Source organism: Roseibium sp. MMSF_3412 (genome assembly GCF_030733265.1).
Lineage (GTDB): Bacteria > Pseudomonadota > Alphaproteobacteria > Rhizobiales > Stappiaceae > Roseibium.
In genome coordinates this window covers 161,346-187,351 of sequence record NZ_JASHJI010000001.1, presented here as the reverse complement: position 1 = coordinate 187,351, position 26,006 = coordinate 161,346, and the positions used below count along the sequence as shown (strand labels likewise).

Annotated in this window: 19 protein-coding genes; 10 read left to right on the top strand and 9 right to left on the bottom strand. The window is 59.7% G+C overall.

The features are described from left to right. Window positions 1-20 precede the first annotated feature (20 nt). The 3 genes from RBB49_RS00815 to RBB49_RS00805 all read right to left on the bottom strand — a co-directional run bounded on the left by RBB49_RS00815 (window position 21) and on the right by RBB49_RS00805 (window position 3,338). On the bottom strand, window positions 21-659 hold the full coding sequence (locus tag RBB49_RS00815) for a glutathione S-transferase family protein (RefSeq protein WP_306140746.1): 639 nt from the start codon (window positions 657-659) through the stop codon (window positions 21-23). A 94-nt stretch (window positions 660-753) separates the two neighbouring features. After that, window positions 754-2,550 (bottom strand): acyl-CoA dehydrogenase C-terminal domain-containing protein, encoded by a 1,797-nt coding sequence (locus RBB49_RS00810; RefSeq protein ID WP_306140745.1) that lies wholly within the window; start codon window positions 2,548-2,550, stop codon window positions 754-756. 326 nt (window positions 2,551-2,876) lie between these two features. Next, window positions 2,877-3,338 carry a MerR family DNA-binding transcriptional regulator gene (locus RBB49_RS00805; protein ID WP_306140744.1) on the bottom strand — a complete coding sequence of 154 codons (462 nt, stop codon included), beginning with the start codon at window positions 3,336-3,338 and terminating at the stop codon, window positions 2,877-2,879. A gap of 411 nt (window positions 3,339-3,749) precedes the next feature. Here RBB49_RS00805 and RBB49_RS00800 point away from each other — a divergent pair, with 411 nt between their 5' ends. From RBB49_RS00800 to RBB49_RS00775, 6 genes are all read left to right on the top strand, one after another. Next, entirely contained in the window at window positions 3,750-7,841 is a 4,092-nt protein-coding gene (locus RBB49_RS00800) for a peptidoglycan-binding protein (protein WP_306140743.1), read from the top strand. A 126-nt stretch (window positions 7,842-7,967) separates the two neighbouring features. Beyond that, complete coding sequence (locus RBB49_RS00795; RefSeq protein WP_306140742.1) at window positions 7,968-8,897, top strand: sulfite exporter TauE/SafE family protein; 930 nt, start codon at window positions 7,968-7,970, stop codon at window positions 8,895-8,897. Then, the gene (locus RBB49_RS00790; protein WP_306140741.1) at window positions 8,894-9,679 is read left to right on the top strand and encodes a TIGR02186 family protein; all 786 of its coding nucleotides are present in this window, start codon (window positions 8,894-8,896) and stop codon (window positions 9,677-9,679) included. The genes RBB49_RS00795 and RBB49_RS00790 overlap by 4 nt, the downstream gene beginning before the upstream one ends. A 145-nt stretch (window positions 9,680-9,824) precedes the next feature. Further along, window positions 9,825-10,925, top strand: coding sequence for an AI-2E family transporter (locus RBB49_RS00785; RefSeq protein ID WP_306140740.1), 1,101 nt, complete (start codon window positions 9,825-9,827; stop codon window positions 10,923-10,925). 615 nt (window positions 10,926-11,540) lie between these two features. After that, on the top strand, window positions 11,541-11,885 hold the full coding sequence (locus RBB49_RS00780; protein WP_306140739.1) for an endonuclease domain-containing protein: 345 nt from the start codon (window positions 11,541-11,543) through the stop codon (window positions 11,883-11,885). Window positions 11,886-12,192: 307 nt separating this feature from the next. Further along, a complete protein-coding gene (locus RBB49_RS00775) occupies window positions 12,193-12,561 on the top strand; it encodes a hypothetical protein (protein ID WP_306140738.1) in 369 nt (122 codons plus the stop codon). Between the two features lie 43 nt (window positions 12,562-12,604). Here the strand turns inward: RBB49_RS00775 and pdeM are convergent, their stop codons facing one another. Beyond that, the gene (gene pdeM, locus RBB49_RS00770; protein ID WP_306140737.1) at window positions 12,605-13,342 is read right to left on the bottom strand and encodes a ligase-associated DNA damage response endonuclease PdeM; all 738 of its coding nucleotides are present in this window, start codon (window positions 13,340-13,342) and stop codon (window positions 12,605-12,607) included. Then, on the bottom strand, window positions 13,339-15,843 hold the full coding sequence (locus tag RBB49_RS00765) for a ligase-associated DNA damage response DEXH box helicase (protein ID WP_306140736.1): 2,505 nt from the start codon (window positions 15,841-15,843) through the stop codon (window positions 13,339-13,341). Before RBB49_RS00765 ends, pdeM begins: the two co-directional genes overlap by 4 nt. 122 nt (window positions 15,844-15,965) lie before the next feature. Between RBB49_RS00765 and RBB49_RS00760 the strand changes: the two genes are divergently transcribed. Continuing rightward, window positions 15,966-16,991, top strand: a complete 1,026-nt coding sequence (locus tag RBB49_RS00760) for a ligase-associated DNA damage response exonuclease (RefSeq protein WP_306140735.1) — start codon at window positions 15,966-15,968, stop codon at window positions 16,989-16,991. Between the two features lie 38 nt (window positions 16,992-17,029). Beyond that, entirely contained in the window at window positions 17,030-17,464 is a 435-nt protein-coding gene (locus RBB49_RS00755) for a DUF4440 domain-containing protein (protein ID WP_306140734.1), read from the top strand. Between the two features lie 51 nt (window positions 17,465-17,515). Here the strand turns inward: RBB49_RS00755 and RBB49_RS00750 are convergent, their stop codons facing one another. Then, window positions 17,516-18,151 (bottom strand): TetR/AcrR family transcriptional regulator, encoded by a 636-nt coding sequence (locus RBB49_RS00750; RefSeq protein WP_306140733.1) that lies wholly within the window; start codon window positions 18,149-18,151, stop codon window positions 17,516-17,518. Between the two features lie 156 nt (window positions 18,152-18,307). Between RBB49_RS00750 and RBB49_RS00745 the strand changes: the two genes are divergently transcribed. Continuing rightward, window positions 18,308-19,291, top strand: a complete 984-nt coding sequence (locus RBB49_RS00745; RefSeq protein ID WP_306140732.1) for a MipA/OmpV family protein — start codon at window positions 18,308-18,310, stop codon at window positions 19,289-19,291. Window positions 19,292-19,432: 141 nt separating this feature from the next. Here the strand turns inward: RBB49_RS00745 and RBB49_RS00740 are convergent, their stop codons facing one another. After that, entirely contained in the window at window positions 19,433-21,484 is a 2,052-nt protein-coding gene (locus tag RBB49_RS00740; protein WP_306140731.1) for a DEAD/DEAH box helicase, read from the bottom strand. 308 nt (window positions 21,485-21,792) lie between these two features. On the opposite strand from RBB49_RS00740, the gene RBB49_RS00735 reads away from it, so the two are divergent. Next, complete coding sequence (locus RBB49_RS00735) at window positions 21,793-24,114, top strand: methyl-accepting chemotaxis protein (RefSeq protein ID WP_306140730.1); 2,322 nt, start codon at window positions 21,793-21,795, stop codon at window positions 24,112-24,114. Between the two features lie 679 nt (window positions 24,115-24,793). Here RBB49_RS00735 and RBB49_RS00730 read toward each other — a convergent pair. Continuing rightward, window positions 24,794-25,360 (bottom strand): TetR/AcrR family transcriptional regulator, encoded by a 567-nt coding sequence (locus RBB49_RS00730; RefSeq protein WP_306140729.1) that lies wholly within the window; start codon window positions 25,358-25,360, stop codon window positions 24,794-24,796. Window positions 25,361-25,363: 3 nt separating this feature from the next. After that, window positions 25,364-25,897, bottom strand: a complete 534-nt coding sequence (locus RBB49_RS00725; protein ID WP_306140728.1) for a dihydrofolate reductase family protein — start codon at window positions 25,895-25,897, stop codon at window positions 25,364-25,366. Window positions 25,898-26,006: the final 109 nt, after the last annotated feature.

Genomic DNA, 26,006 nt, shown 5'->3' with positions numbered 1-26,006 from the left:
CCTCCTTCGGACGGTGGTGTCTAGTCGGCGCCCGGCAACGGATGGCCGGGCATCAGGTCATAGGGGTGTTTCCAGCCGGGCAGGGCCTTGATCCGCTCCAGCCAGGCAACAACATTCGGGTAAGGGGTGAAGTCCGTTCCGATCTCGTCGCGGACAAACAGGTAGCCACACAGGGAAAAGTCTGCGGTTGTCGGTTTGTCGCCAATTGCAAAGGCGTTCGCCGCGAAGTGCTTTTCCAGGATCGCGAGCGCGCTCTTGAACCTGCCTTCGAGCCACTTCGTGACTTCCGTTTCACCGGTCTTTGCATAGATCCGCAAAAAGCGCAGCGGCCCGGCGACACCGGAGATTTTCTGGTTGTCGAAGATGGTCCAGCGCAGGATTTCGCGGCGCTCGTCGTTGTCCTCCCCGCCATACGCGTCGAATTTTTCCGTCAGATAATCCAGAATGGTCCCGGATTGGGTCAGCGTCTTGCCATCATGCACCAGAACCGGCACTTCGCCCATTTCATTCAAGGAATTGCGGAACTCGTCAGAGCGGGTCTCGCCATTGAAGAAATCGACCCATTTCGGCTCCCAGTCGGCGCCGCACAGCGCCAGCATGAGTGCCACTTTGTACGAGTGCCCCGACTGGGCCATGCAATAAAGAACGTAGTCGGCCATACCTGTTTCGTCTCCCTGGCTGGTTGCGTAGGCGGAGAACCTACACCGGCCATTGCGGATTCGCGCGCCCTAATCTGCGTCCGGCAAAACCGGATCAGAACGCGTCCGCGTCAAGCGCCATCAGTGTCTCGGAACCGGAGGATATGCGCGCAAGATGTGCGGCCGTCTCAGGCATCGTGCGTTCCATGAAAAACGTGCCGAAGGCAAGTTTGGTTTCCAGCCACTCGGCTTTCTCGCCTGCATCGCCGCCGAGTTGTTCCCGGATCGCCTTGGCCATTTTGGTCCACATGTAGCCAAGCGCGACCAAACCGAAGAGATGCATGTAATCGACGGAGCCTGCACCGGCATTGTCCGGGTTTTTCATGGCATTGTTCATGAACCACATGGTTGCCCCCTGAAGGTCGTCCATGCCTTTTTTCAATGGACCGGTAAAGGCGGCCAGGTCTTCGTTGTCCTTGTTTTCCTTCAGGAATGTGTTCACTTCGTTGAAGAAGCTCATGACGGCACGACCGCCATTGGCCGGAAGCTTGCGGCCGACGAGGTCGAGCGCCTGGATGCCGTTGGCACCCTCGTAGATCATGGCGATGCGGGCATCGCGCACGAACTGTTCCATGCCCCACTCGGCGATGTAACCGTGACCGCCATACATCTGTTGCGCGTTGACCGCATTGGCGAACCCGGTATCCGTCAGGACGCCTTTCAGGACAGGCGTCATAAGACCCATCATGTCGTCGGAATACTGCCGGTCCTTCTCGTCGTCCGAACGGTGCGAGATATCACCGTGAAGGGCGGTCCAGATGACCAGCGCCCGTGCCGCCTCGTTGAAGGCGCGGATGGACATGAGCGTCCGGCGCACGTCGGGATGCACGATAATCGGGTCCGCTGCCTTGTCCGGGTTCTTCGGACCGGTCAGGGAGCGGCCCTGGAGGCGGTCCCTGGCGTAGGTGACGGCGTTCTGATAGGCGACTTCCGATTGCGACAGACCCTGAACGGCAACGCCGAGCCGCGCTTCGTTCATCATGACGAACATCGCCTTCAGACCCTTGTTCTCTTCGCCGACCAGCCAACCGGTGGCCTCATCGTAATTCATCACGCAAGTCGCGTTGCCGTGAATGCCCATCTTGTGTTCGATGGACCCGCACGAGACGCCGTTGTTGTCACCAACGGAGCCGTCTTCGCCGACACTGTTTTTCGGCACCACGAACAGAGAAATACCCTTGACGCCCTCGGGAGCTCCCTCGATGCGGGCAAGCACCAGGTGGATGATGTTCTCCGACATGTCGTGCTCGCCGGCCGAAATGAAAATCTTTGTGCCGGAGATCTTGTAGGAACCGTCGGCCTGGGGAACGGCCTTGGTGCGGATCAGGCCGAGATCCGTTCCGCAATGCGGTTCGGTCAGGTTCATGGTCCCGGTCCATGTGCCCGCGATCATGTTGGGAAGGTAGGCCTTCTTCTGGTCGTCCGTTCCGTGAATGGTCAGGGCTGCCACCGCGCCCGCCGTAAGGCCGGGATACATGGAAAAGGCCATGTTCGCCGACGAGGCATACTCGTTGAAAATGGTTGCAAGCGTGTGCGGCAGACCCTGGCCGCCATGGTTGGGATCGGCGGACAGGGTGCCCCAGCCGTTTTCGCAAAAGGCCTGATACGCCTCCGCGAACCCCTTCGGCGTCGTCACGGAGCCGTCGTCGTTCCGGGTGCAGCCTTCCTTGTCTCCGGACTGGTTCAGCGGCTGCAGGACTTCCTCGGCAAACTTGCCGCCTTCGCGCAAAATCGCCTCGACAAGGTCGAGCGGCGCATCCGAAAATCCGGGAAGGTTGGAATAGCGGTCATAGCCGAAAACATCTTTCAGCAGGAAAAGCGTGTCGTCGACGGGCGCGGTATAGCTTGGCATGCACATCCTCCCAGATCTGCCGGATCGGTTGTAGGTTTACGTTTCCGTAAACGTCATCTAGCGCTTATATACGCGTGTTGTTTTCGTGCGGCAAGTGGTGTCCCAAGGGAAGGGATTGCAAAAAAATGTGCCCAAAACAGGCAAATTGGAAGCTTTTTCGCAGATCCGTGCTTCAAATTCGTGTTGTGATGACAAATTTTTGAGGTTTTTCAATCCGGCGCCGTTGCTGCGCTTTTCCGGGAAAACACCCATTGAGTGAACCCTGAACGCAAAAACACCGGCCAAATGGCCGGTGTTCGATGTTCTTGGTGGTTTTGGAAAACGGGTCAGGCTTCCTCGGCTTCCTTGTGCTTCAGCATGCCGGAAACGATTTCCACAGTGCGCGAAAGTTCTTCGATGGCCTGTTCAATGTCTTTTCTCTGGTCTTCCAGAACGGCAATCTGTTCGTTGAACTTCGACAGCGCGACCCGCAGCTGCGTCACCTGGCCGTCGCGCAGGTCATAAAGATCCAGCATGTCCCGGATCTCCGTCAGCGAGAAACCGACCCGCTTGCCCATCAGAACCAGCTTCAGCCGCGCGCGGTCACGACGGTTGTAGACCCGGTTCAGGCCATCACGCTTTGGATTCAAAAGACCTTTGTCTTCGTAAAACCGCAGTGTTCTCAGCGTGCAGCCGAACTCCTTGGCGAGGTCGCCAATGGTGAACTGGGTTTTCTTGGTGCTGTCGTCCGAAGCGGACACGACGTCGACAAGATCGTCTTCATTAAGAATTGAAAGCGCTTCGCTCATGATGGTCTCTACTCGATTTTCTGCCGTTCTCCGGCAATGTTGGTTTTTGTTGCTCTTTTTTTGTCTGCACGGAAGGACAGACGGTTACTGTCTTGCAATCGTTGCGAAAACAGGTCTGCACACCGGCAATTGGCGTCTGTTTAGCTTACGTGCGCGTAAAGGTCCAGAGGGATGCGTGAAAGGTTAAGAAAAATTAAGAAATTTCAGGCCGTTCGCGGCAGGATCAGACATATAAACAGGTCATTTTTGGCAAAAAAGCTCGATTTTCGCATTTAGCAACGGTGGTTAACTACCTGTTTACCCTAAGTCGACAAAGTTCGTTGAAACGCTGCCACCGGTCCGTTTTCTGACGGAAACGGGTGGTAGTCCGCTCAAACCGCGGTCAGGTGACCGTCAGTCCAGGGTTGAGAGATGCCGGCTTGGAATAAACACGAGGCAGGACGCCGCGGCCGTGATGCGTATCAAGGCGACGACTATTACGCAACATCGGGCAGGGAACCGGCGCATGACCGCATCGAGCGGCTGACGCGGACGGCGACAGCTCTTGGAGGCGGATATGCTTCTCACGGCCGGGATGACGATCTGAACGCCGTCGCCGACGAACTTGACCGGATGCTGTCCGAACGCGGCGGCAGCGGTTCAGGCCGCGCAAAGCGTGCGGTGCGGTCACAACGCGCTGTTCCTTCCCGAAAATCACCGGCGCATCAATCCGGAATGGAAGATGTTCTGGGTGCGCTCGATCGGCTTGACGAACAGGTTCAGGGACTGGCGAACGCATCGAATGACCAGGATTATGGCGACCTGCCGTCTTCGCGCTCCTATCCGCAGGCCGGGCGCTACGCCATGGATGCGTTGGAAAACCACGACTATCACAACAGTCTGACCGGTCATCGGGCAGAGGAATACTCCACCGGTTTTGACGATGACGCATTTGCATCGCGCATTGAACGGGGCCAGCCCTCCTATGTGCACAACGATGCCTCGCTCCACATTTACAAGGATCTTGGCCGGCGCATCGACGCGCTGCGCGCCCCGCAGGAAAAAGCCTTCAGTCAGGTTCGCGAAGAACTCGGGTCGCTGCGTGATGCACTTGGCGGCATCTCAAGGGGCACAAGTGAAACGGTCGGGAGGCAGAATGTCGAACTGCGCCGCCTTGCCGACATGGTCGAGCGCCTGCGTGCGGACAAGCGCGGCGAGCAATTCGCAGTCGAAATCCGCAAGGAAGTCGCGGATCTGAAATCCATGGTCGGCCGCACCAACGTGGAAGGTGCGCTGCAGACGCTTGAGCATGGCTATGCCCATATCCTGCAACGCCTCGACGAACTGTCCCGGGCATCGCTGGACCCGCGCGTGCTGCGGGGTGTGACTGCGCGCCTGAATGAAATCGAGGAAGCCTTTTCCACTCTGCCGCAGTCAGAACACATGATGGTCCTGGAAGACCGGGTCGCCAACATCGCGGAGCGCGTTGAGGAGCTTCTTCAGCGTGAGCCGCAGGTTGAAATGGAGCCCTTGCGCGCAGAATTGCGCGAAGTTCGCGGCTATGTCGAGCAGATCGACATCAAGGGGCTTGTCGAAGGCATTGACGACCGGATGAAATTCGTCTCAGGCCGGCTGGACGATCTTGAAGTGCTCGCACGCGAGCAGCGCGGGCTCGATGCGCGCCTGTCCGCGATGGAAGAGCGCATGCCGCAGCCTGAAACGATTGCAAGGCTGCAGGGGCGTCTTGAAGACATCGCCGGCATGATGGCGGACGACAAGTCGGCGGGAGCCGACTACGAGCATCTCTCGCAGGTCGACCAGCGTCTTGATGAAATCGTTGAAAGACTGGAGCGGATGGAGCAGTCCGCACCGCTGCCGTCTGCCGACAGCGGCGCCTTCCAGGCACTCGAAACGCGATTGGAAAAGATTGCCGGCAAAATCGACAAGATCGAGAAAAAGGCGTCAAAGCCTGCCCCGGCTCTTGATCCCGAAGCGCTGCGCGCGATGGCTGGTCCGGACACGGAATTCCTGTCGCAGCTGCAGGAACGGCTGACCGATCTGTCGGCGCGCCTCGATGAGCCGAAGGACACGGTCACCTCTTCCGACCTCGACAAGTTGCGTGAAGAAATCGGTTCGATGCGCGAAAGTGTGTCGGTGCCGTCTTCGACCGAGACCCTGGAGGCAAGGATTGCGGATCTCGCGCAACTGGTCTCCAAAAGCGCGGACGCGACGGACGACGACCGCTTTGAATTGCTCGGCGAGAAGGTTGCTGCGCTTGCCGCGCAGATCGAGACCAGTTCTTCCGAAGCCCCGGGGCTGGATCAGGTTGCCCCCGTGCTTGAACGGATCGAGCGCGGCCTTGAACAGACCCGTTCTGATGTTACGGACATTGCCAGAAAAGCGGCTTTTGACGCCGTTGCGAACGCGCCGCAGCCGCAGGCGGCTCAGTATGATGAAGCGATTTCAGCGCTCCAGGGTGACCTGAAACGCCTGATTGATGCGGCCGAAGGCGGCGAGAAGCGGACAAGGCACACGTTTGAAAGCGTCAAGTCGGTGCTCGGTTCGCTCACCGAGCGTCTCGACAATCTGGAGCGCTCTGAAGGCGAAGTGCCCGTCGCGGCTGTGCCTTCCGACACCCCGGTCATGCCGGGGGTCACCCGTGCGGCGCCGCCGGTCATGAGCGAGGAACACGCGTTCCCGTTTACACAGGCCGCGCGGATCACGAACGAACCTGCTGAAAGTGACGGCGGTGACGCATCCAACGCGCCCCAGCCGGAAGACAAGGCGCGGGACCGCAAGGCAGACTTCATTGCAGCCGCGCGCAGGGCAGCGCAGGCCGCGTCCGCCGAAGCGGCAAAACTCGAAAAGTCGAAATCCGCGGGCGCTGGTGTTGGCGCTGCAGACGAAGGGCGCGGCAAGGCACGTGTCGGCTGGCTGCGCAATGTGCTCAAACGCGACAATACGGCGAAAATGGACGCTGACGCGCCCGAGACATCAGACGAACTGGAACTCAGCACCGACGATTTTGCGAGCGAACAGTTTGACGCCGACCAGGCACCGGTCCTGCCGGGCGATCGTCCCGCACCCGAAATCAGGGAACGTGGCGGAAGCCGGCGCAAGGCCATTTTGCTTGCCGCCGTCGCCGTGGTGCTCGCGCTGGGGACCCTGACGGCCTACCGCTTTGTGTCGGGTTCGCCGGAAGAGGAAAACATCGCCTCCGCCGAGCAGGAAACCACGGTTGTCGCCGAGACAGAAACGCTCGCGGCGGCAAATGAGGAGCCGGCGGCAACGGACACCGCTGTCGCCTCCGGCCCGGCGGAAGGTGCGCAGCCGCCACCAGCCCAAGCTGAACGGGCTTCCGCCGGTGCGGGTGCAGGCAGCCCGGCTGCCGAAGCCGCTGGCAGTCCCGTGGTTGCGGAGGCTTCTCCGGCTCAAACAGCGGAGCCGGTGCGCCAGAGCGAGCCGCTGGTGGCAGCTGGAAGCATTCCGGCGGCGCCGGCTACAGTGCAGGATGTTCCGGAAGCCGAAGCCGCCTTCGCACCGCCCGCAGGTGTCACAAGCAGTTTTGGGGACAACCCTGTTGCCGATCCTGGAACACCTGCGCCGGCCGCTGAAACGCAATTCACGGATACATCGTCCTTGCTTGCCAACCTCCCGCCCGAGGGTGTCGGCCCGATGGCGCTGCGCAGTGCGGCGGCGAGTGGCAACCCGGCGGCGGAGTTTCTTGTTGGTGTGAAGTACACGGAAGGCGAGGGCGTCCCGGCCGATCTGGAAAAGGCAGCCGTCTGGTATCAGAAGGCCGCCAACAAGGGTCTCCCCCCGGCACAGTACCGGCTCGCCAGCCTTTATGAAAAAGGGCGCGGCGTTGAAAAGGACACGGCCAAGGCCAGGGCCTGGTACTCGCAGGCTGCGCAGGCCGGCAACGCCAAGGCAATGCACAACCTCGCGGTTCTCTATGCGGAAGGCGGCGGTGAGGAGCCGGACTATGCCAAGGCGGCGATGTGGTTTGAATCGGCAGCCAACTACGGCGTGAAGGACAGCCTGTTCAATCTGGGTATTCTCTATGCAGGTGGTATCGGCGTCGACAAGGACCTAGTCGCGAGCTACAAGTGGTTTGCGATCGCCGCCGACAAGGGCGACCCGGAAGCCGCCAAACGCCGCGACGATGTCGCCAACATGATGGACCAGCAGACGCTGGCAAATGCACGCCTTGCCGTGGAAAGCTTCAAGCTCAAGGACGCGGATCCGGCGGCGAACAAGGTTACGCTTGAACCATCCTGGGCGGAACAGTCCTCGCTGCCTGCAGCGAACGTGTCCGCTCCGGCGCCGGCCGGCGACATCGACATGATCCGCGAGGCCCAGGACAAGCTCAACTATCTTGGGTTTGATACGGGCACGCCGGACGGGCAAATGGGCCCGCGCACACGCAGCGCGATCCGTGCCTTCCAGCGCAGCATCGGCCTGCCTGAAACAGGCGAAGTCGACGCCAAGCTGATTGACGAGCTCAAAAGTCAGGCAATCTGACGATTTTCGGGGTTTCCGAACCAAAGTGAGATGCTGGTTGGTTGACACATCGACCAGCACGGGTTTTTAACCAGTCTAGTCTACTTTTCCTGCAGCCCTGTCTGCATCCTGTTCCGGCGTAACCCAGTGCAACTATATCTGCCCATAGCCGAAATTCCGGTCAATATCTTCGTGATATTTGCCATGGGCGGAGCCGTGGGCTTTCTGTCCGGCCTGTTCGGGATCGGTGGCGGCTTTCTTCTGACGCCCCTGTTGATCTTTTCCGGCATTCCGCCGGCGGTATCGGTTGCCACCGTAACCACACAGGTTGTCGCTTCGTCCGCATCCGCAGTGGTCACCTACTGGCGACGAAAGGCAATCGATCTCAAGCTGGCATCGATATTGTTGGCGGGCGGTGTCTTCGGGTCGCTGATCGGCGTCATATTGTTTGACGTGCTTCAGTCTGTCGGGCAACTGGATCTCGTCATCTCCCTGTCCTACGTGACCTTTCTGGGTGCGATCGGCGGTTTGATGCTGGTCGAATCCGTGCGTGCGATCCGCCGGCGCAAGTCAGGTGCGGCCCCGTCCGCGCGCAAACCCGGCCAGCATAACTGGATCCACGGCCTGCCGCTGAAGGTGCGGTTCCGGCAGTCGAAACTCTATGTCAGCGTGATACCCGTGGTCGCGCTCGGCGCGATCATAGGTTTCCTTGGCACGATCCTGGGCATTGGCGGCGGCTTCATGATGGTGCCCGCGCTCATTTACCTCCTCAGGGTGCCGACAAATATCGTCATCGGAACATCCCTCTTCCAGATCCTGTTCACGATGGCGGCGGCGACGATCTTCCACGCCATGGGCACCAAGACCGTTGATATCGTTCTGGCGATGACGCTGATGATCGGCGGCGTGATAGGAGCCCAGTTCGGTGCACGCATGGGGCAGAACCTGCGCGGCGATCAGCTGCGCCTTTTGTTGGCCCTTCTGGTGCTCGGCGTCGGTTTGCGCTTTGCCGTGGATCTGCTGCTCATTCCCGACGATCTTTATTCCATCGCCATCCGCAAGGGGGCAGGGGTATGATCCGTTTCCTGCTTGCCTCCCTGTTTGTGCTGACTGGCCTCGTGGCAGGCACCGCGCAAGAGGAAGACCACTCGAAAGACCTGGTCACGGCATTGTCCTCGGACATGGTGTCGATCCAGTCGAATTTCACCGGAACCGAGATTGTCATTTTCGGCCAGGCGAGCCACATCGCCGACAGTTCCGGCGAAGCGGACGATTTTCAGCTCGCGATCGTGGTCGAAGGGCCCCCTCAGGACATCACGACACGCCGCAAGGGACGGTTTCTGGGCGTCTGGGTGAACCGCGAAGCGGAGCGCTTTCAAAACGTCCCCTCGTTTTACGCCGTCGCGAGTACTGCCGACATCGGTCAGATCGCGCACCGGAATGTGCTTGATGAGTACAGCATTGGTCTCAATCATATCAATCTGGCAGTTTCGGGCGTCTCGAACGTGGCGCTGTCGGATCGGGACGACTTCCGCCGCGCTTTCGTCCGCCTGCGCGAGGAGACAGGTCTTTATTCGGAACGGGAAACGTCGATCGAGTTTCTGACCGACACCATGTTCCGGACGAAAATCCCGCTGCCGGCAAACATACCTGTTGGCGACTACACCGTGAAAAGTTACCTCTTCAACCAGGGTGAACTCGTTTCGGAAACCCAGCAGATACTCGCGGTTGCGAAAATCGGTTTCGAGCAGGTGACCTTCGAACTGGCGCAGAACTATCCGCTCGTTTATGGCGTCTTGGCGGTGATCCTTGCGATCTTCACCGGCTGGCTTGCGGGCGTGATCTTCAAGAAGGACTGATCGGCATCAAGCGAGCACGCTGCGCCGGGCAACCGCGCCAGACCCGTTTCGGAACAGTGCCTGCAGCCATTATCATCTGGTACTCATAGGCCCTGTGGCTATTGTGATGAAGTGGCATGACCATGGAATCACAAGGTGGGGCACCATGACTGATCAGTCTTCTCCCGATCCGGCGGGCAGCGAAGCAGGCAAGCGCGAACCAACCCTCGACGCGAAGGTGATCGATATCGCCGTGCGTCTCGGCGTGCTCGGTCTGTTTGCCTATTTCTCGCTGCAGCTGATCGCGCCGTTCTTCCTGTTTCTGCTCTGGGCCGTCGTGCTCACGGTGGCACTTTATCCGGCCTATGACTGGCTCGCCGAAAAGCTGGGTGGGCGCAAGATCCTGTCCGCGGTGCTGATCACCCTGTTGTGCCTGGCCATCGTTATCGGGCCTGTCGCGGTGCTTGTCGTCAGCCTCGTCGAAACGCTCAGCGGCTGGTTCCACAAGATAACCGGCGACGGGCTTACCCTGCCGCCGCTGCCGGAAAGACTGGCGGCGCTTCCCGTTGTCGGCGACCGCATCGCCGAACTCTGGGGCCTCGCCAGCCGCAGTCTGGAACTGTTTTTCACCAAGGTCGGGCCGATGCTGGTGCCCGCCGGCGGGCGGATACTGTCCATGCTTGCCTCGCTGAGCGGCAGCGTGCTGTTCTTCATCGTTTCCATCATTCTCGCCGGCTGCCTGTTCGTGCCAGGGCCCACGCTCGGCAGGGGCGCCAAGCGCTTCGCCGACCGCATCATGGCGCCACGGGGGTCTGAGTTCGTCGATCTGGCGGGCGCAACCATCCGCAATGTTTCGCGTGGGGTGATCGGCGTTGCGGTGATCCAGGGCCTTCTGACCGGCATCCTTCTGATCGTTTTCAGCGTACCTCTTGCCGGTGTCCTGACCTTCATCGCCCTGATCCTGTGTATCATCCAGATCGGCCCGGCACTGGTGATCATCCCCACCATTATCTGGGCGTGGAGCTCCTGGGAATTCGTTCCAGCGCTCGCCTTCACCATCCTCATCGTGCCGGTGATGCTGGTCGACAACGTCCTGCGCCCGATCCTGATGTCGCGCGGCCTCGACGTTCCGATGCTGGTCATCCTCATCGGCGTCCTCGGCGGCACTCTGACCCACGGCCTGCTCGGTCTTTTCCTTGGCCCTGTTGTGTTGTCCGTCTTCTATGAACTGGTCATTGCGTGGGTGAAGGTGGGGGAAGAAGACTAGGAAACCTATCTCTTTTTCGCGCCCCATGCCGTGGAAACAAAAGGTACCTCTCCCCTGGGGAGAGGTCGGAGCGCAGCTCCGGGTGAGGGGGCGGACACTCTGCTCGTTGCGGTCTTCTGTTCCCTCACCCTGACCCTCTCCCAGGGGGAGAGGGAATGCGGGGAGTGTTCGGGGCTAATCTCGAAGCTGAATGACGGGACTAACCCGTTTTGTCCACCTTCTGAAACAATCATATGTTGGTGGTGTTGATCCATGCATCGAAATGCGACCCGCCGCGATGCGTGGCCTTACAGCACGACGAGTTACCTCTCCCCTGGGGAGAGGTCGGAGCGCAGCTCCGGGTGAGGGGGTGGACACTCTGCCCGTTGCGGCCTTCTATTCCCTCACCCTGTCCCTCTCCCAGGGGGAGAGGGAATGCGAAGCGGCGCGGCCATGTAAAAAAGCCGGATGCTGCTGCTTGTGGGTTGTTATTTTCTATTGAAACAACTATATGTTGAATACATCAGCCAATCCGACGAACTGTGACCCGCCGAGATGCGACATGCTGCAGCACGATGAGTTACCTCTCCCATGGGGAGAGGTCGGAGCGCAGCTCCGGGTGAGGGGACAGACGGTGTGAGCGTGGGAAAAACGTCACGCGCCAGATCGCTGCGCAGACGGGCAACGGAAGCGGAAATCAGGCTGTGGCATTATCTCCGGAGCAGGCAACTCGGTGGCTGGAAGTTTCGTCGTCAATTTCCCGTTGACCGGTTCATCGCCGACTTTGCGTGCATGAATGCCAAACTCATTGTTGAGCTGGACGGAAGTCAGCATGCCGAGAATGTGGACGCAGACGCAGAAAGAACGAGAATACTAAACAGCTGTGGCTTCAAGGTTGTCCGGTATTGGAATGCGGACGTACTGGAAAGAACCTTTGACGTTCTGGAAGACATTCTGGCCCATCTGGAAAAGCGGAAATAGCTCAGGTTTTCGGAAGCGCAGATCCCGGCAATTTCGGTCTTCTGTTTCCTCACCCTGGCCCTCTCCCATCGGGAGAGGGAATGCGAAACGGCGAGACCATGGCTCATAGTCAAACGGTACCTCTCCCCTGGGGAGAGGTCGGAGCGCAGCGCCGGGTGTGGGGGCGGAAGGTGTGAATGCAGCAACGGCTTGTTGTGAAGCAGATTTTCCGTAGACGCTTGTAAACGTGCATAGAGCCCCCACCTCAAATCCTGACCGATGCCGCGTCGCGGCATCTTGCGGGATCTCGATGTGGCAGGAACAGCATTTGAGCGTGAACAGGAAGCTGAACCGTCTGATGTGGTTTGAACGGGCCCGGACGGCTCTGCTGGTTGCGATTGTCGGCATACCGCTGGCCATTGGAATCAGCATGATCATGGTGTCGCAAAGCGGCGTCAACAACCAGGACGGCGAGCCCGTCACCGGTGTGCTGCTGCATCACTCGAGCGACTATCGCGATGACGGTTCCATTCGCACGACCTTGCGCGTTCGCCTGGCGGACGGCACGGAGGTCACGGTGCGGACACGCAACAAGGGGTTTCCCGCCGTTGGCGAGGAAATCGTGTTGATGAAGCGTTTGCGGGAAAACGGCCGCGCCTTTTATTATCTGCCCCTGGTGAAAACGACCGGCAAATGACGGCGGGTGCTGACGATGCCCATCGCCGCTTCGGGCGTCTGTTTCAATCCCCGACCAGACGGCTTGCCGTGAACGGGTAGAGCCGGTCGTTGCCCAGCATGAACACCGAGAACTGGCGCCGGGTGAACAGCGTTGAATAGGCGCGGTCGGCCACATTGAGACCGCCCGTGAGCGCGCCGAAGGCCGGAAGCACAAGGCGGGTTCCATCAGTAATGAAGCACGAGCGACGGATCGAGCGTCCGAACCGGCGGACCCGCGCAACCGGGTGCAGGTGCCCGCAGATCTCGCCCGCCGTGCCTTTTGTACCGATTTCTTCAACCGGTTCGTGCCGGAACTTGAGCGGCCCGACGGCAATCTCGTCCACCGTCTCGCCGCAGAGCCGCACGGGCGCGACAGGATCATGATTGCCCGTGACCCAGATCCACTCCCGGCCGAGCTGGAGTGTTGTGAGCATGGCGCGGTAGGGAGCCGGCAACCTGTCGGACCCGTCTGCGTCGTGGAAACTGTCTCCCAGACAGATGACGCGGGCCGGGTCGAAGGCATCCATGACGCCTGCGAGCTTTTCCAGCGTTGCCCCGGTGTCGTAGGGCGGCAGCATGACACCGCGCCGGGCGTAGCTGGAGCCTTTCTCCAGGTGAAGGTCGGCAACGACCAGCAGGGATTCCTCAGGCCACCACAACACGCCGCTGTCATGCAGGCCGACGAGCTGCCCATTGACCTGGATGTCATGACATACCGGCGCTGTCTCGTATTTGCGCAGATGGGATGTCAGAACGTTCATGCCATTGCCTCTTGAACAAGATCTTCGGCCGCGTCTTCAAGCAGCGAATCCATCGCCTCGCCATAGACCGGTTCCTTGCCTATTTCCAGGAGGATCGGCACGGCAAGCGGAGAAACGCGCGTGAGGACACTATGCGTGATTCTGCCACGAACGCGCGCAAGAAGTTCCCCAAGGCGAGAGATATCCAGAAGTCCTTCGGCGGCGTCCGCCCAGGTCGCCTTGAGCAGGATGTGATCCGGTTCATGCATGCGCAGGACATCGTAGATCAGGTCGGAGGAAACCGTGACCTGACGCCCGGTTTTCTCCTGGCCCGGGTGTCGGCGCTCGATCAGACCCGCAATGACCGCACAGTTGCGGAAGGTGCGCTTCATCAGGCTGGAATCCGCCAGCCAGGCATCGAGATCATCGCCGAGAATGTCCTCTTCAAAAAGCGCGTCCAGCGAGATACGCCCGCTCGAGAACAGCAGCGACAGATCGCCGAGCCCCCAGACCGAAAGTGCGTAGTCATTGGCGACAAACCCCATCGGCCGCGCACCGAGGCGCTCCAGGCGCTTGGTGAGCAGCATGCCGAGCGTCTGGTGCGCCAGGCGTCCCTCGAAGGGATAACAGACCATGTAATGCTTGTTGGACCGTGGGAAGGTCTCGACGAGAAGGCCGTCGCGCGCGGGCAGAACCGATTTGGCCTTCTGTATCTCCAGCCACTCGCGGACCTGGATCGGCAGGTGTTTCCAGCTTTTGGGATTGGCGAGCATCGCCCGCACACCGTCGGCGAGATAGGTGGACAGCGGAAACTTGCCGCCCATGTAGGACGGGATCATCGGATTGTCTGTCTTGGCGCGCGAGACATAGGTTTCGTTTTCCCGGATTGCCTCGAACCGGACGACCTCGCCGCCGAAAAGAAACGTGTCCCCGGGAACCATCTGGTCGACGAAATATTCCTCGATCTCTCCCAGGATACGGCCGCCGCGCCCGACCGGCGTGCGCCGCCCGTCCGCCTTGGACCGCACCAGGCGCACCTTCAGTTTCGGGGCTTCGACGATCGTCCCGACATTGAGCCGGTACTGTTGGGCAAGCTTGGGATGCGAAATACGCCACAGACCGTCCTTGCCCTTTTTCAGTTTGGCATACTGGTCGTAGCTCTTCAGCGCGTATCCGCCTGTTGCGACGAAGTCGACAACCCGCTCGAAAGTTTCCCAATCGAGATATCTGTAGGTTTCGCTGGAGCGGATTTCATCGAAGGTCGCTGTCAGATCGAGCGGTTCGGCGCAGGCAAGGCCCATGACATGTTGCGCCAGCACGTCAAGCGCGCCCTTGCGCAGGGGCGGGGTGTCCTGATCGCCGCGCTTGGATGCGGCAAGCGCCGCCTGACATTCCAGCACCTCGAACCTGTTGGAGGGAATAAGCACCGCCTTGGACGGTTCGTCCATGCGGTGATTGGCCCGGCCGATCCGCTGTGCCAGCCGGCTCGCCCCCTTCGGTGCACCGATATTCACCACGAGATCGATATCGCCCCAGTCGATCCCCATGTCGAGCGAGGAGGTCGCAACGACGGCGCGTAGCGCGCCGGACGACATCGCCGCTTCCACCTTGCGCCGCTGGCCGACATCGAGCGAGCCGTGGTGAAGGGCGATCGGCAGCGTGTCTTCGTTGATGCGCCAGAGTTCCTGAAACACCATTTCCGCCTGGCTGCGCGTGTTCACAAATAGGAGCGAGACGTTGTGCGCCTTGATCAGTTCGTAGATATCGCCGATCGCATAGCGGGACGAATGACCCGACCAGGGCAGCCTCTGGTCTGAATCGAGGATTGAAATCTCCGGCATGGCGCCGCCGGACACTTCCACCACATGCGACAGCGCTCTTCGGTTCACATCGGGCTGATCCACGAGATAGGCGCGCAGGTCGTCCGGCTTGGCAACGGTCGCCGACAGCCCGATGGTTCTGAGTTTAGGCGCAATCCGGCGCAGGCGCGCGAGACCGAGGGAAAGCAGGTCGCCGCGCTTGGAAGTGACCAGCGCATGCAATTCATCAAGGATGACCGTTTTCAGTGATGCGAACAGCCGTGCCGAAATGGGATCCGACAAGAGGAGAGCGATCTGTTCGGGTGTCGTCAGCAGAATGTCCGGCGGGTTGAGTTTCTGCCGCTGCCGCTTGTGAGAAGGGGTATCGCCGGTCCGCGTTTCCAGCTTGATCGGCAATCCCATCTCGTTGACGGGCGCTTCCAGGTTCCGGGCAATGTCGACGGCCAGCGCCTTCAATGGCGAAATGTAAAGCGTATGCACGCCGCCGCCGGCCTGTCCGGGTTTCACCTTGCCGCGCAGATCCAGTTCCACCAGGCTCGGCAGGAACCCGGCCAGCGTCTTGCCGGCACCGGTCGGAGCGATGAGCAGCGTTGAATGTCCCTGTGCCAGATGATCGATCAGCTGCAGCTGATGCGGCCTGGCGGCCCAGCCCCGGGAAGCAAACCAGCTCTGAAATCGATTGGGTAGCAGCGCAGCGTCCATCAGGCAGTTTTAGGATAGCAGCCCGGAAAAGGCGAGGGGGAGTGATGAAAAATGTTCACTTTGTGTTCTATGACGCGCGACCCTCTTGAAGTTGCAGCCGATCCGGGAACTAATGGCCCGTGATGTCAGAACTTCTCACGATAACGCCAGAAGGGCTCTATTCACCTGCAGCCGGGGCCCATATCGACCCGGTCCGGCCGGTCGAAAGGGCCATCGTCACGCACGGACACGCCGATCACGCACGCGCGGGGCACGGTGCGGTTCTGGCGACGCGGCAGACACTCGGCATCATGGCGATACGCTACGGAGAAAACTTCTGCGGAACCGCGCAGGCCATCGACTGCGGCGAGGTTATCAAGGTTGGCAGTGCCGATGTATCCCTGCATCCGGCCGGACATGTTCTGGGTTCGGCGCAGGTCCTCCTGGAGGCATCCGGCCACCGGACCGTCGTATCGGGCGATTACAAGCGCCAGGACGATCCGACCTGTGCTTCCTTTGAGCTGGTCAAATGCGACACGTTCGTGACCGAGGCAACCTTCGGTCTACCTGTCTTCCGCCACCCGCCGGCCGGTCAGGAAATCGCAAAACTCCTGTCGTCGGTGGATCTCTTTCCCGAGCAGACACATCTGGTCGGCGCTTATGCGCTGGGGAAAGCGCAACGCGTCATCGGCGAATTGCGCGCGGCCGGCTACGACCGGGTGATTTACCTTCACGGCGCGCTGGAAAAGCTGTCAGCCTATTATCAGTCTGAGGGTGTTGAACTCGGGGCGCTGGAACCGGTGGGCAAGCGCGGAAAGGAGCTGAAAGGCGAAATCGTCCTGTGTCCTCCAGGGCAACTGAGCGACAGGTGGGCACGGCGTTTCGGCGACCCGGTAGCTGCCATGGCATCCGGCTGGATGCGGGTGCGTGCGCGGGCGCGCCAGCGCGGTGCGGAGCTGCCGCTTATTGTCTCCGATCACGCCGACTGGGACGATCTGTGCCGGACGATCCTGGAGACGCAGGCGGAACAGATATGGGTCACCCACGGGGCCGAGGAAGCACTTGTGCATTGGTGCGAATTGAATGGACGAAAGGCCCGTCCTCTCAATATGATCGGGTATGACGATGGCGAGGATGCCGACGGTGTCGAGGTCTCAGAGGCAAACTGACCTTGGCAAGCTGTCCGGATCCTGAGGGAGGCGGTCATATGAACAGCGGTGGTGCTGAAAACACCGGCAACGGTCATGCAAACGGGGCCGGTTCGAACGAGGGCGCGGAAGAGGCGATCGCCCAGCTCTTCGACGATTATCAGGCCGGTTTCAACGATTATGACATAGACCGGATCTGCGACTGTTTCGCCTTGCCTGCCGTCATCTGGCAGCATGAGAAAGGTCATGTCTTCGCCGATGACGAGGAACTGATCGAAAATGTTGAAGCGCTCCTGAAGGCACTGGAAAAGGAAGGTGTCACCCATTCCGATTTTCAGGTCGTCTCGAGCCATGTCAGCGGATCGTCCGCGCTTGTCACCCTCGACTGGTCGCAGGAAAGCGCGGACGGTGAAACGGTCCTCGAATTCACCTGTCACTACCAGCTGATCCAGGACGGCGTTGACTGGGTCATAGCGGCCATCGTCAACGAGTGACCCGGCGCGGCACGCCATCCCTTCAACCTGCGAAAGCCGCAACCATCTGTCTCAGGAGCGCGCACTCGTGCCCGGTGTCAGGCAGCCGAGAATACCGACTGTGAGACTTTCGATGATCTGGTGACGATCGGGGACTGTTTCGCAATCCTGAACGGCCGCATGCATCACCGACCGGACCATGTTCATGATCACGAAAACGGCCGGCTTCAGCTGATCCCCGAGATCGACATCAGACCTTTCCGACAGGAAGTTCATCACATTCGCCGCCATTTCCTGCTGGAAAGTTTCCCGGTCGACGTGTTTCGATTGCGTCGGTATCCACTCATCGAAGGCGGCGTGGAGCCGGGGCGACTGCAGGTGCATGTCAAGATTTGCACCCACTATATGGCTGATTGCGTCGCGCAAGGGCAGATCATGTGATCGGTCCATCGCCCCTTTGACCAGCGCCAGCACGTCATCGTGGTGCTTCTTCTGGACGGCAAGAATAAGCGAGTCCTTGTTCGGGAAGTACTGGTACAGCGACCCGATGCTGATACCGGCCCGCTCTGCAATCAGGTTCGTGCTGGCGGTTTTGAAATCATGGTCTGCGAAAATCTGCCGGGCGGCTTCGACGATTGTTTCGACCATGAGGCGTGAACGCAATTGTTTGGGCTGACGCCGTTGGTTCGGATCGGATTGCAGGTGCAAGGACAACTCCTTTTTCCAGTCGGGAAGACCAGAAGCAGTCAAGTTTGGACAGAATTGTGACCGGAACGCGAGTTGCGTTGCACAAAACATCGCGCGGCTCGTAAACTCTCTCATAAAAAGATAATAAATACAGATAGTTAAATGGAAAAATCTTGATTGCTCATCTGTGAAAGCACCGGTCTCGAACGCGAGTTTCGCAATCGCTTCCTTGCGGCCAGGTTTTTGCCGCTGGCACTGAAACAGCGCCGGCGGACGAAAACCCTGAATGGCATGGAGGTTACAGCGTTGCGCACTTGCCGGTTTATCAGAAAGACATGGGGAATGGTCCTGCTCTTGAACGGGTGTTCGGGAGCAGCCGCATTGGCCGCGGACGTTCCGGTCGAACCGCCGGAAGGCGCATTCGTGGAGGACGACGGCACCAGCGGAGGCTTTCACGGTATCATCGTGCTGGGCGGGGGTGCGCAACCTGATTTCGAGGGGGCGACGGAATATGCGGCCATACCCATGCTCTACGCCAATCTGACGGCGTTCGGCCTGGGTCTGGAAATCGAAGGCCCGGAGGCCGCGCTCAACCTGCGGCCGGATGCTGCGCTGCAATTCGGTCCGGCCATCGGCTACGATATGGGGCGGGACGGAACCGCCAACAAAGTCGTTGATCGCCTGGACAGGATCGACGGGGCTTTCGAAGCCGGTGGATTTGTCGCCTATCAGTTCAATGCCCTTTTGAACCAGTCGGATATCTTTGAACTGTCCGCCGAACTCATGGCGGATGTTTCCGGTGTGCACCACGGTGTCACGGGATCGATCGGAGCAGGCTACATGGTCGCGGTCACCGAACAGCTGCGCCTGGGCACTGAAGTGTCCGTGGGATTTGCCAGTGACAGCTACATGGACACCTATTTCGGCGTCAACAAAGCTGGCGCGCTGCGGTCCGGCCTCGCGGAATACTCCGCGTCGGGCGGCATCAAGGATATCAGCCTTGGGGCCACTGCCAGCTTTAATGTCACGGAGCGCTGGGGAATTGTCGGAAGGGCGACCTACTCCAGACTTCTCGGTGATGCGGCCGACAGTCCGATCGTCAAGGATGAAGGATCGGCCGATCAGTTCTCCGGCGGGCTCGGCATTTCATTTTCATTCTGACAGAAGGCCGATGAAACCGCGTCCCGGGCCCTGGAACGCTGAGCCCGTTTGCGGCATGCAAACGGGCACAGTTTAGGGCTGAAGATGCACCCGGTTTTCGCGGTGCGGATCAACACCGGGCATCTCTGAGAGCGGGGTCTGTTACTTCTTCGCTTTTGCCGCTTTCCTTGCCGCGCGCGACGGCTTGTTTTTCTTGGCGCTCTTCTTTTTCGCACCAGTCTCCTTCGAAGCAGCGCGTGCCTTCGGCTTGCGCCGGTCATCACCTTCCTTGCCGGAACGCCGTTTCGGGGCGGCTTCTTGGTCCGGGTTACCGGCCAGTGCCTTCATGTCGAGAGGCTCATAGGCGGGGTGGTGCGGCGGTGCCTCGTCGTCTCCGCGCCGCCGCCTGTTTCCCTTCGCCTTGTCGAAGTCTCGTTTCGGACCGCGGGCCGGACGCTTCGGTTTCAAGCTGTCCTCGCGCCCCATGCTTTCGTAGTCGGGCGCGTCGGCTTCGCGCGGCCTCCGCTTGGGCGGACCGCCTCTGTCCCGGCGGTAACCGTCTTCCTTCGGAGCCGTCGGGACCTTGCCGCCGCGGGCATCGAGAAGCGTGATCGTGACATTGTCTTCGCCCGACCCGTCGCGCCTGATGACATCGGCAAAGCGTTCGCCGTGGCTCCCGGCGATTTCGAAATAGAGCTGGTTCTGGAAGATCTTGATCGCTCCGACTTCCTTCTTGGTCACGTGCCCGGCGCGGCAGATCAGAGGCAGGATCCAGCGCGGTTCCGCCCGTTGACGATGTCCGAGCGACAGCGAGAACCAAACGCCGTCTTCGAACTTTCCGGTGATCTCCGCGCTGCGCCCGCCACGGGACCCGGCATCACGCCCCTTCAGCGACGTATCGTCGAGCGAGGTGATATCTTCCGGCGCCGGCATGCGGGATTGCCGCAATTTGACGAACGCTGCGGCCAACTGCTCGGGGCTGTGCAGGGCGAGAAGTTCCATTGCCACGGCGCGGTCCTCGTCCTCCAGTTCCACCGACAGCGCAGGGTCCGCCAAAAGCCGTTCCTTGTCTTTTGCTCGGATCTGGTCGGCGGTTGGTGCACCAGTCCAGGTCGCCTTGATGCCAGCGAAATGCAGCACGCGTTCGGCCTGGCGTCGGCGTGGAAAGGGAACCATCAGAACGCAGGTTCCCTTGCGCCCGGCGCGCCCTGTCCGGCCGGACCTGTGCAAAAGGGCGGCCTTGCCGGTCGGCAGATCTGCGTGGATCACAAGGTCCAGGTTCGGAAGGTCGATCCCGCGCGCGGCGACATCGGTTGCAACGCAGACCCGCGCCCGTCCGTCCTTCATGGCCGCAAGGGCGCTGGAGCGCTGTTCCTGGCTGAGTTCGCCTGAGAGGGAGACGATCGAAAAGCCCCGGTTGGCCAGCCGGGACGTCAAACGGCTGACGGCTTCGCGTGTCGAACAGAAGACAATCGCCTTTTCCGCCTCGTGCAGCCTGAGCACGTTGATGAGCGCGTTTTCGCGCTCGTTGGGCGCGACGGGATGGGCGACATAGTCGATATCGCCGTGCTGTTCCCGGGCGTTGATGGTGGAAAGACGAACTGCGTCCTTCTGAAACCTCTTGGCCAGTTCCGCGATCGGCTTTGGAACGGTTGCAGAGAACATCAGCGTGCGCCGTTCGCGCGGGGCCGCGTCGAGTATGAATTCCAGATCCTCGCGGAAGCCCATGTCGAGCATCTCGTCCGCTTCATCGAGAACAACGGCGCGCAGTTCCGAAAGGTCGAGTGCGCCCCGTTCGATGTGGTCCCTCAGACGGCCGGGGGTGCCGACGACGATATGCGCGCCGCGCTCCAGCTGCCGGCGTTCGGTGCGCGGATCCATGCCGCCGACACACGAGGCGGTGACCGCTCCGGCTTCCTGGTAAAGCCAGGTCAGTTCCTCTTTCACCTGAAGCGCAAGTTCGCGCGTCGGAGCGATTGCCAGTGCGATCGGCGCGGCCGCTTTTCCAAGATGGGATTCGCCCTGAAGCAGGGTTGGTGCAAGGGCAAGGCCGAATGCCACGGTCTTGCCCGAGCCGGTCTGTGCCGAGACGAGGAGATCGGCATCTGAAGGCGCGTCGTTCAGGACGCTTTCCTGGACGGGGGTGAGGCTTTCATAGCCCCGCTTCGCCAACGCGGCCGACAGGGCCGGGGCGAGTGACATCAAATCAGTCATAGAGATCTTTCAACTGCTCCGGATCATCTGCGTCCCAATCAGCAGTCTACCGGATCGGCCCGAACATGCGCCGGGCAAGGGTTCGCGCGGCTTATATAGACAAAACGTTGCACAGTCCACATCGGGACAATGAAGTATTTTTGGGCACACTTGAAAGGTGTGACAATGGTTGCAATGTCAGCTGGAGCGACTGACCGGGCAAAATTGCCAATACTGCGTGTAACTCTTCTGGTTTCAGCTCTTGGTTGGTGAATTTGTTAACACCATCACCGTCAAATGAAGACGAATTGTGGTGATGGGAGTGTTCGATGTTGAAATCGATTCGCATGCAGATTGCCCTCCTGGCGATCGTGCCGCTTTTGGCCTACGTGGTGGCGACATTCATTGCGCTCAACGAAGCCTATACCGAAAGCAGGATTGCCTCTGAGATCTATCCGACCGCCCTTGTCGCCGAAAAGTCGGAGGCCGTGCTTCACGAATTGCAGAAAGAGCGTGGCCGGACGGCGGTGCTGCTTGCGTCCGGACATGCGGACACCCCGAGAGAGCTGCTTGCAAAACAGCGCGGCGCGACGGACACGGCCTTGGAAGACCTTCGGCAGACGGCTGCGGGCTTCCGGATCAGCAATACGAAACTTCAGGACGAGATCCATGCGACCGTCAGCGGGCTGGACGAAGTCGCTGCCCACAGGGCCGGGATTGACCGCGCCACCCTGGGTGGAAAGCAGAACCTTGCGTTCTATTCGGGCAAGATCCGGGATCTGATCAAGATCGTCCAGGAAGCCCAGCATGCAAGTGCCGACCCCGAATACGCCGGACAGATGACCCCTTTTCTTCTCCTGACGGAGGCCATAGAGGCAGGGGGGCTGGAGCGCGCGATCGGCGCGCAGCTGTTCACGATCGCGGGCAGAACCGGTGAGGTTCCGACTGACCGGTTCCTGGCCTATTTCGATCGCCTGTCCGTTGAAACGGCTTTCCTGAACAATTTCAGAAGTATCGCAACGCCGGAGGAAATTGCCGCCTTCGAGGCTGTTGTATCCGGGCCGGCGGTCGAACAGGTCATGGAGTGGCGCACCGTATTGAGAACTTTGCCCGAAACGAACGATGGCCAGGGCATTGAAGGGTCCGTGTGGTTCGGCAAGGCCACCGAGCGTCTGAACCTAATCCGTCAGGCGTCGATCGGCATGTTGAAGGCAGCGGAGACGCGTGCGCAGGAACTGGCCAGTGCCGCGAACAGCCATCTTCGATATGTTGTTGCAGAGACGGTCGGTGTTGTGCTCGTCACGCTGCTCATCTGTGTCTGGCAGTTGCGCAGCGTCAATGGTCTTCTGGCCAACCTGACTGCAAACCTGGTCAGGGTCTCGAATGGCGATGTTGATTTCAAGATGCCTTACGCGGACCGCCGCGACGCCATCGGTGATCTTGCCCGTGCAGGCGAAATTTTTCAGGAAAATGCGCGCGTCCGGCAGGTTCTGGAGGCCGAGGCCGCCAAGGAACGCGATCGTGAACGCATGCGCCAGAACCACGTCGAAGAGCTTATCAACAAGTTCAAGGGATTGATGGAAAGCGTCACGGGAGAAGTCCACGACAAGACCACCTCCATGACCGACATTGCAGCGCGTGTCCGCTCGATTTCGCAGGATGCCTCCTCGGCGGCAGGCCAGGCGCGCGACGCCTCCGCATCTTCGTCCAACAACGTTCAGACGGTTGCCGCGGCAGCAGAGGAGATGTCCGCCGCGATCCAGGAGATCATGAACCAGGCGGAGCGGGCAAACGGCGTCATCGATGATGCCACAACGATTGCAAGCAGGACGGACAACAATGTTTCAAGTCTGGCCGAGGCGGTGGAAAAGATCGGCACGGTCGTCGAAATGATCCGCGCGATTGCGGAGCAGACCAACCTTCTTGCGCTCAACGCGACAATTGAAGCGGCCAGAGCCGGGGAAGCCGGCAAGGGCTTTGCGGTTGTCGCCGCGGAGGTCAAGGAACTCTCCACGCAGACTGCAAAGGCCACGGAGGAGATCTCAAACCAGATCTCCTCCGTCCAGGGACTGACGGACGAAGCTGTCGACTCGATCCGCAAGATCTCGGGCTCCATTGAGATGATCAGCGAAGTCACGGGGGCAATATCGACGGCGGTCGGCGAGCAGAGTGTTGCAACCCAGGAGATCTCGCAGAGCATCACGATGGCCGCGACGGAGACAGGAAACGCGGTCAACAGCGCCGAGACAGTCGACAGCGCGATCCAGGCAACGGCGAGCGAAGCGGAAACGGTCGATACCATTGCCGGTGACGTGAAGACCGTTGCCGACACGATGGCGCAGGGGATCGAAGGCTTCCTTGAGGAAATGACCCAGGATGTCGAAGAGCGGCGCAGAGCCTCGCGCAAGCAGGAGACCGGCCAGCAAGTTACGCTCGTGACCGAGGACGGCCGCACATTCGAGACCTCTCTGGTCAACAGCTCCGACGGCGGCATCGGCGTGACCGCATTTGCCGGCGCCGAGATTGGCATGCCTGTCACCTATTTCGACGACAACGGGGATGAATTCCCGATGGAAGTCAGGTGGGTACAGGGCGAGACGCTCGGTCTTCAGTATCGTTCCGGTGAGGCTCTTAAGGACGTTGCGGCCTGACGGCGGGTTGTCTTGACGAAACGCCAAGGGCCGCATCCGGGCCACTGCTGTCCAGTTCAATCCGAAGCCGATCTCATGAGGCAATCGCCAGTCATTGATCTTGTCATTCCGGCTGAAGCGCAGCGGAAGGCCGGGACCCGGTAACCACCTGTGTTTCCTCTTTCTTCTCATTTCAGCCACTCAGCGTACTGGTTCCCGGTCTTGCCGCGCGTGCGACAAACCGGGACGACAAATCGGGGAAACAAACCTGTATCCCGATTTGGCATCGCGAGGAAATATGCTGCTTTCTCGACTGCATAAGTTTGATAGGACTTTCTAAACCGGACAGTAGTCTGCCCCGGTATGTCTAGCCTGTGCACGCGTTCTCCCAACGGCTCGACAGGCTGTCGCTGAAACCGCACCGGCTCGCCAGACTTCAATCCCTGCTTTGCCCGCAGAGGCCAAAGCTTTGCCGATCAGGTCGACAGCCGGTTGAGAGCCTCTAATGACAGTTGGTGCGTTTGGTATGAATGACGGCTTTGCGCTGAATTTGGGCGTTCGCCGGCCTTCGACGTGGTTCTATACGAAGCCGTTCGTTGCACCACGCGCCAAGGTCTGGAAAGGGCGGGAAGCGGACTTTCGCTGTGGTTTGAACGAATGACCGCAGAGCCGGACAAAGCGCTCTTTCACCGACGTCAGTTCAACGTCTGCTCTCCATGACATCCAACAGCCAGTCGATGCTATTCATGCAGTTCTCCAGGGTGAGACTAACCTCCGTTGGAGCTGCGTCTGCTGCGAAGACGAAACCGTGAACATAGTCGATCAACAAGTTCAGCATTGCATCATCAGAATCACCATGATTGATGGCCTGTGTTCTTCGCCGGATTTGGGTCGTGAATTCGCTTAGTGCCTTTGGCATACAATTGGGATTGCTCAGCAGATATCGAACGAGATCGGCGTTCTTGAGGGTAAGCCCACTATAGCGAACCAACAATTGTCGGAGCTCTGCGCTCGGTGTTTCACCAGCAACGCCTGCATCAATTCCCTCGAAAATATGAGCGGCCAAATCACTCAACAATTGGTCCCGGCTACCAACGTGATGTTTAACAGCCATTGCTGTTACGCCTAGCTCGGCTGCGAGGGCACGAAAGGTCAGTTTCTCCAACCCTTGCGTAGCCAAAATCGAATGGGCACAGCGTAGGACAGCCGCTTTGTCGACGCCGCCCCACTGCTTCTTAGGTCTTCCTCTGCGTTTCTGACCGGGCACGGATCAGGCCACTTTATATCTCAATTCAACCAATCCTGATGGGTAGGCCTTCGTATGCGTAAGCTCGAGGTCTACATCTGACGGAAGGTCGCCGAACAACCGGATTCCGTCTCCAAGCAGAATAGGGACAATTGCCAGCTTGAAGTCGTTAATCAGTCCCAACTTGATAAACGATTGCACGATGGCACCGCCGTCAACATAGATGCGCTGCCATCCACGACGTTCCATCTCTGCGATCAATGCCTGTGGCGATAGCTTCATGACTTCCACCTTTTTAGCCAGTTCGGGTGGCACGTCCTCGCTCGTAAGTGAATTACTTAAGACGACAACGGGTTTTTCATATGGCCAAGCTTCAAACCCAAGCACTGTGCGGTATGATCCACTACCCATTACAATGACGTCAATGGTGCCGAGGAACTCGGCAAACCCATGATCTTCATCGGCTGTTTTCTGCTTCATCAACCAATCTAGTGAGTGGTCTTTTCGCGCGACGTATCCATCTAACGTGATGGCCATCATGACGTGTCCAGTAGGCATGGAAGTCTCCATAACTCTTAATTATACAATGTATAATTTATTTCTGTAGAGACTACAATATGCGGGCGAGTTTTTGATGAAACAGACGTCCGGCGTGCCGCAGAAACTC

Coding starts and splice junctions, on each gene's coding strand:
- RBB49_RS00815 (WP_306140746.1), bottom strand. CDS start 659: ATGGCCGACTACGTTCTTTATTGCATGGCCCAGTCGGGGCACTCGTAC.
- RBB49_RS00810 (WP_306140745.1), bottom strand. CDS start 2,550: ATGCCAAGCTATACCGCGCCCGTCGACGACACGCTTTTCCTGCTGAAA.
- RBB49_RS00805 (WP_306140744.1), bottom strand. CDS start 3,338: ATGAGCGAAGCGCTTTCAATTCTTAATGAAGACGATCTTGTCGACGTC.
- RBB49_RS00800 (WP_306140743.1), top strand. CDS start 3,750: ATGCCGGCTTGGAATAAACACGAGGCAGGACGCCGCGGCCGTGATGCG.
- RBB49_RS00790 (WP_306140741.1), top strand. CDS start 8,894: ATGATCCGTTTCCTGCTTGCCTCCCTGTTTGTGCTGACTGGCCTCGTG.
- RBB49_RS00785 (WP_306140740.1), top strand. CDS start 9,825: ATGACTGATCAGTCTTCTCCCGATCCGGCGGGCAGCGAAGCAGGCAAG.
- pdeM (WP_306140737.1), bottom strand. CDS start 13,342: ATGAACGTTCTGACATCCCATCTGCGCAAATACGAGACAGCGCCGGTA.
- RBB49_RS00765 (WP_306140736.1), bottom strand. CDS start 15,843: ATGGACGCTGCGCTGCTACCCAATCGATTTCAGAGCTGGTTTGCTTCC.
- RBB49_RS00760 (WP_306140735.1), top strand. CDS start 15,966: ATGTCAGAACTTCTCACGATAACGCCAGAAGGGCTCTATTCACCTGCA.
- RBB49_RS00755 (WP_306140734.1), top strand. CDS start 17,030: ATGAACAGCGGTGGTGCTGAAAACACCGGCAACGGTCATGCAAACGGG.
- RBB49_RS00740 (WP_306140731.1), bottom strand. CDS start 21,484: ATGACTGATTTGATGTCACTCGCCCCGGCCCTGTCGGCCGCGTTGGCG.
- RBB49_RS00735 (WP_306140730.1), top strand. CDS start 21,793: ATGTTGAAATCGATTCGCATGCAGATTGCCCTCCTGGCGATCGTGCCG.
- RBB49_RS00725 (WP_306140728.1), bottom strand. CDS start 25,897: ATGCCTACTGGACACGTCATGATGGCCATCACGTTAGATGGATACGTC.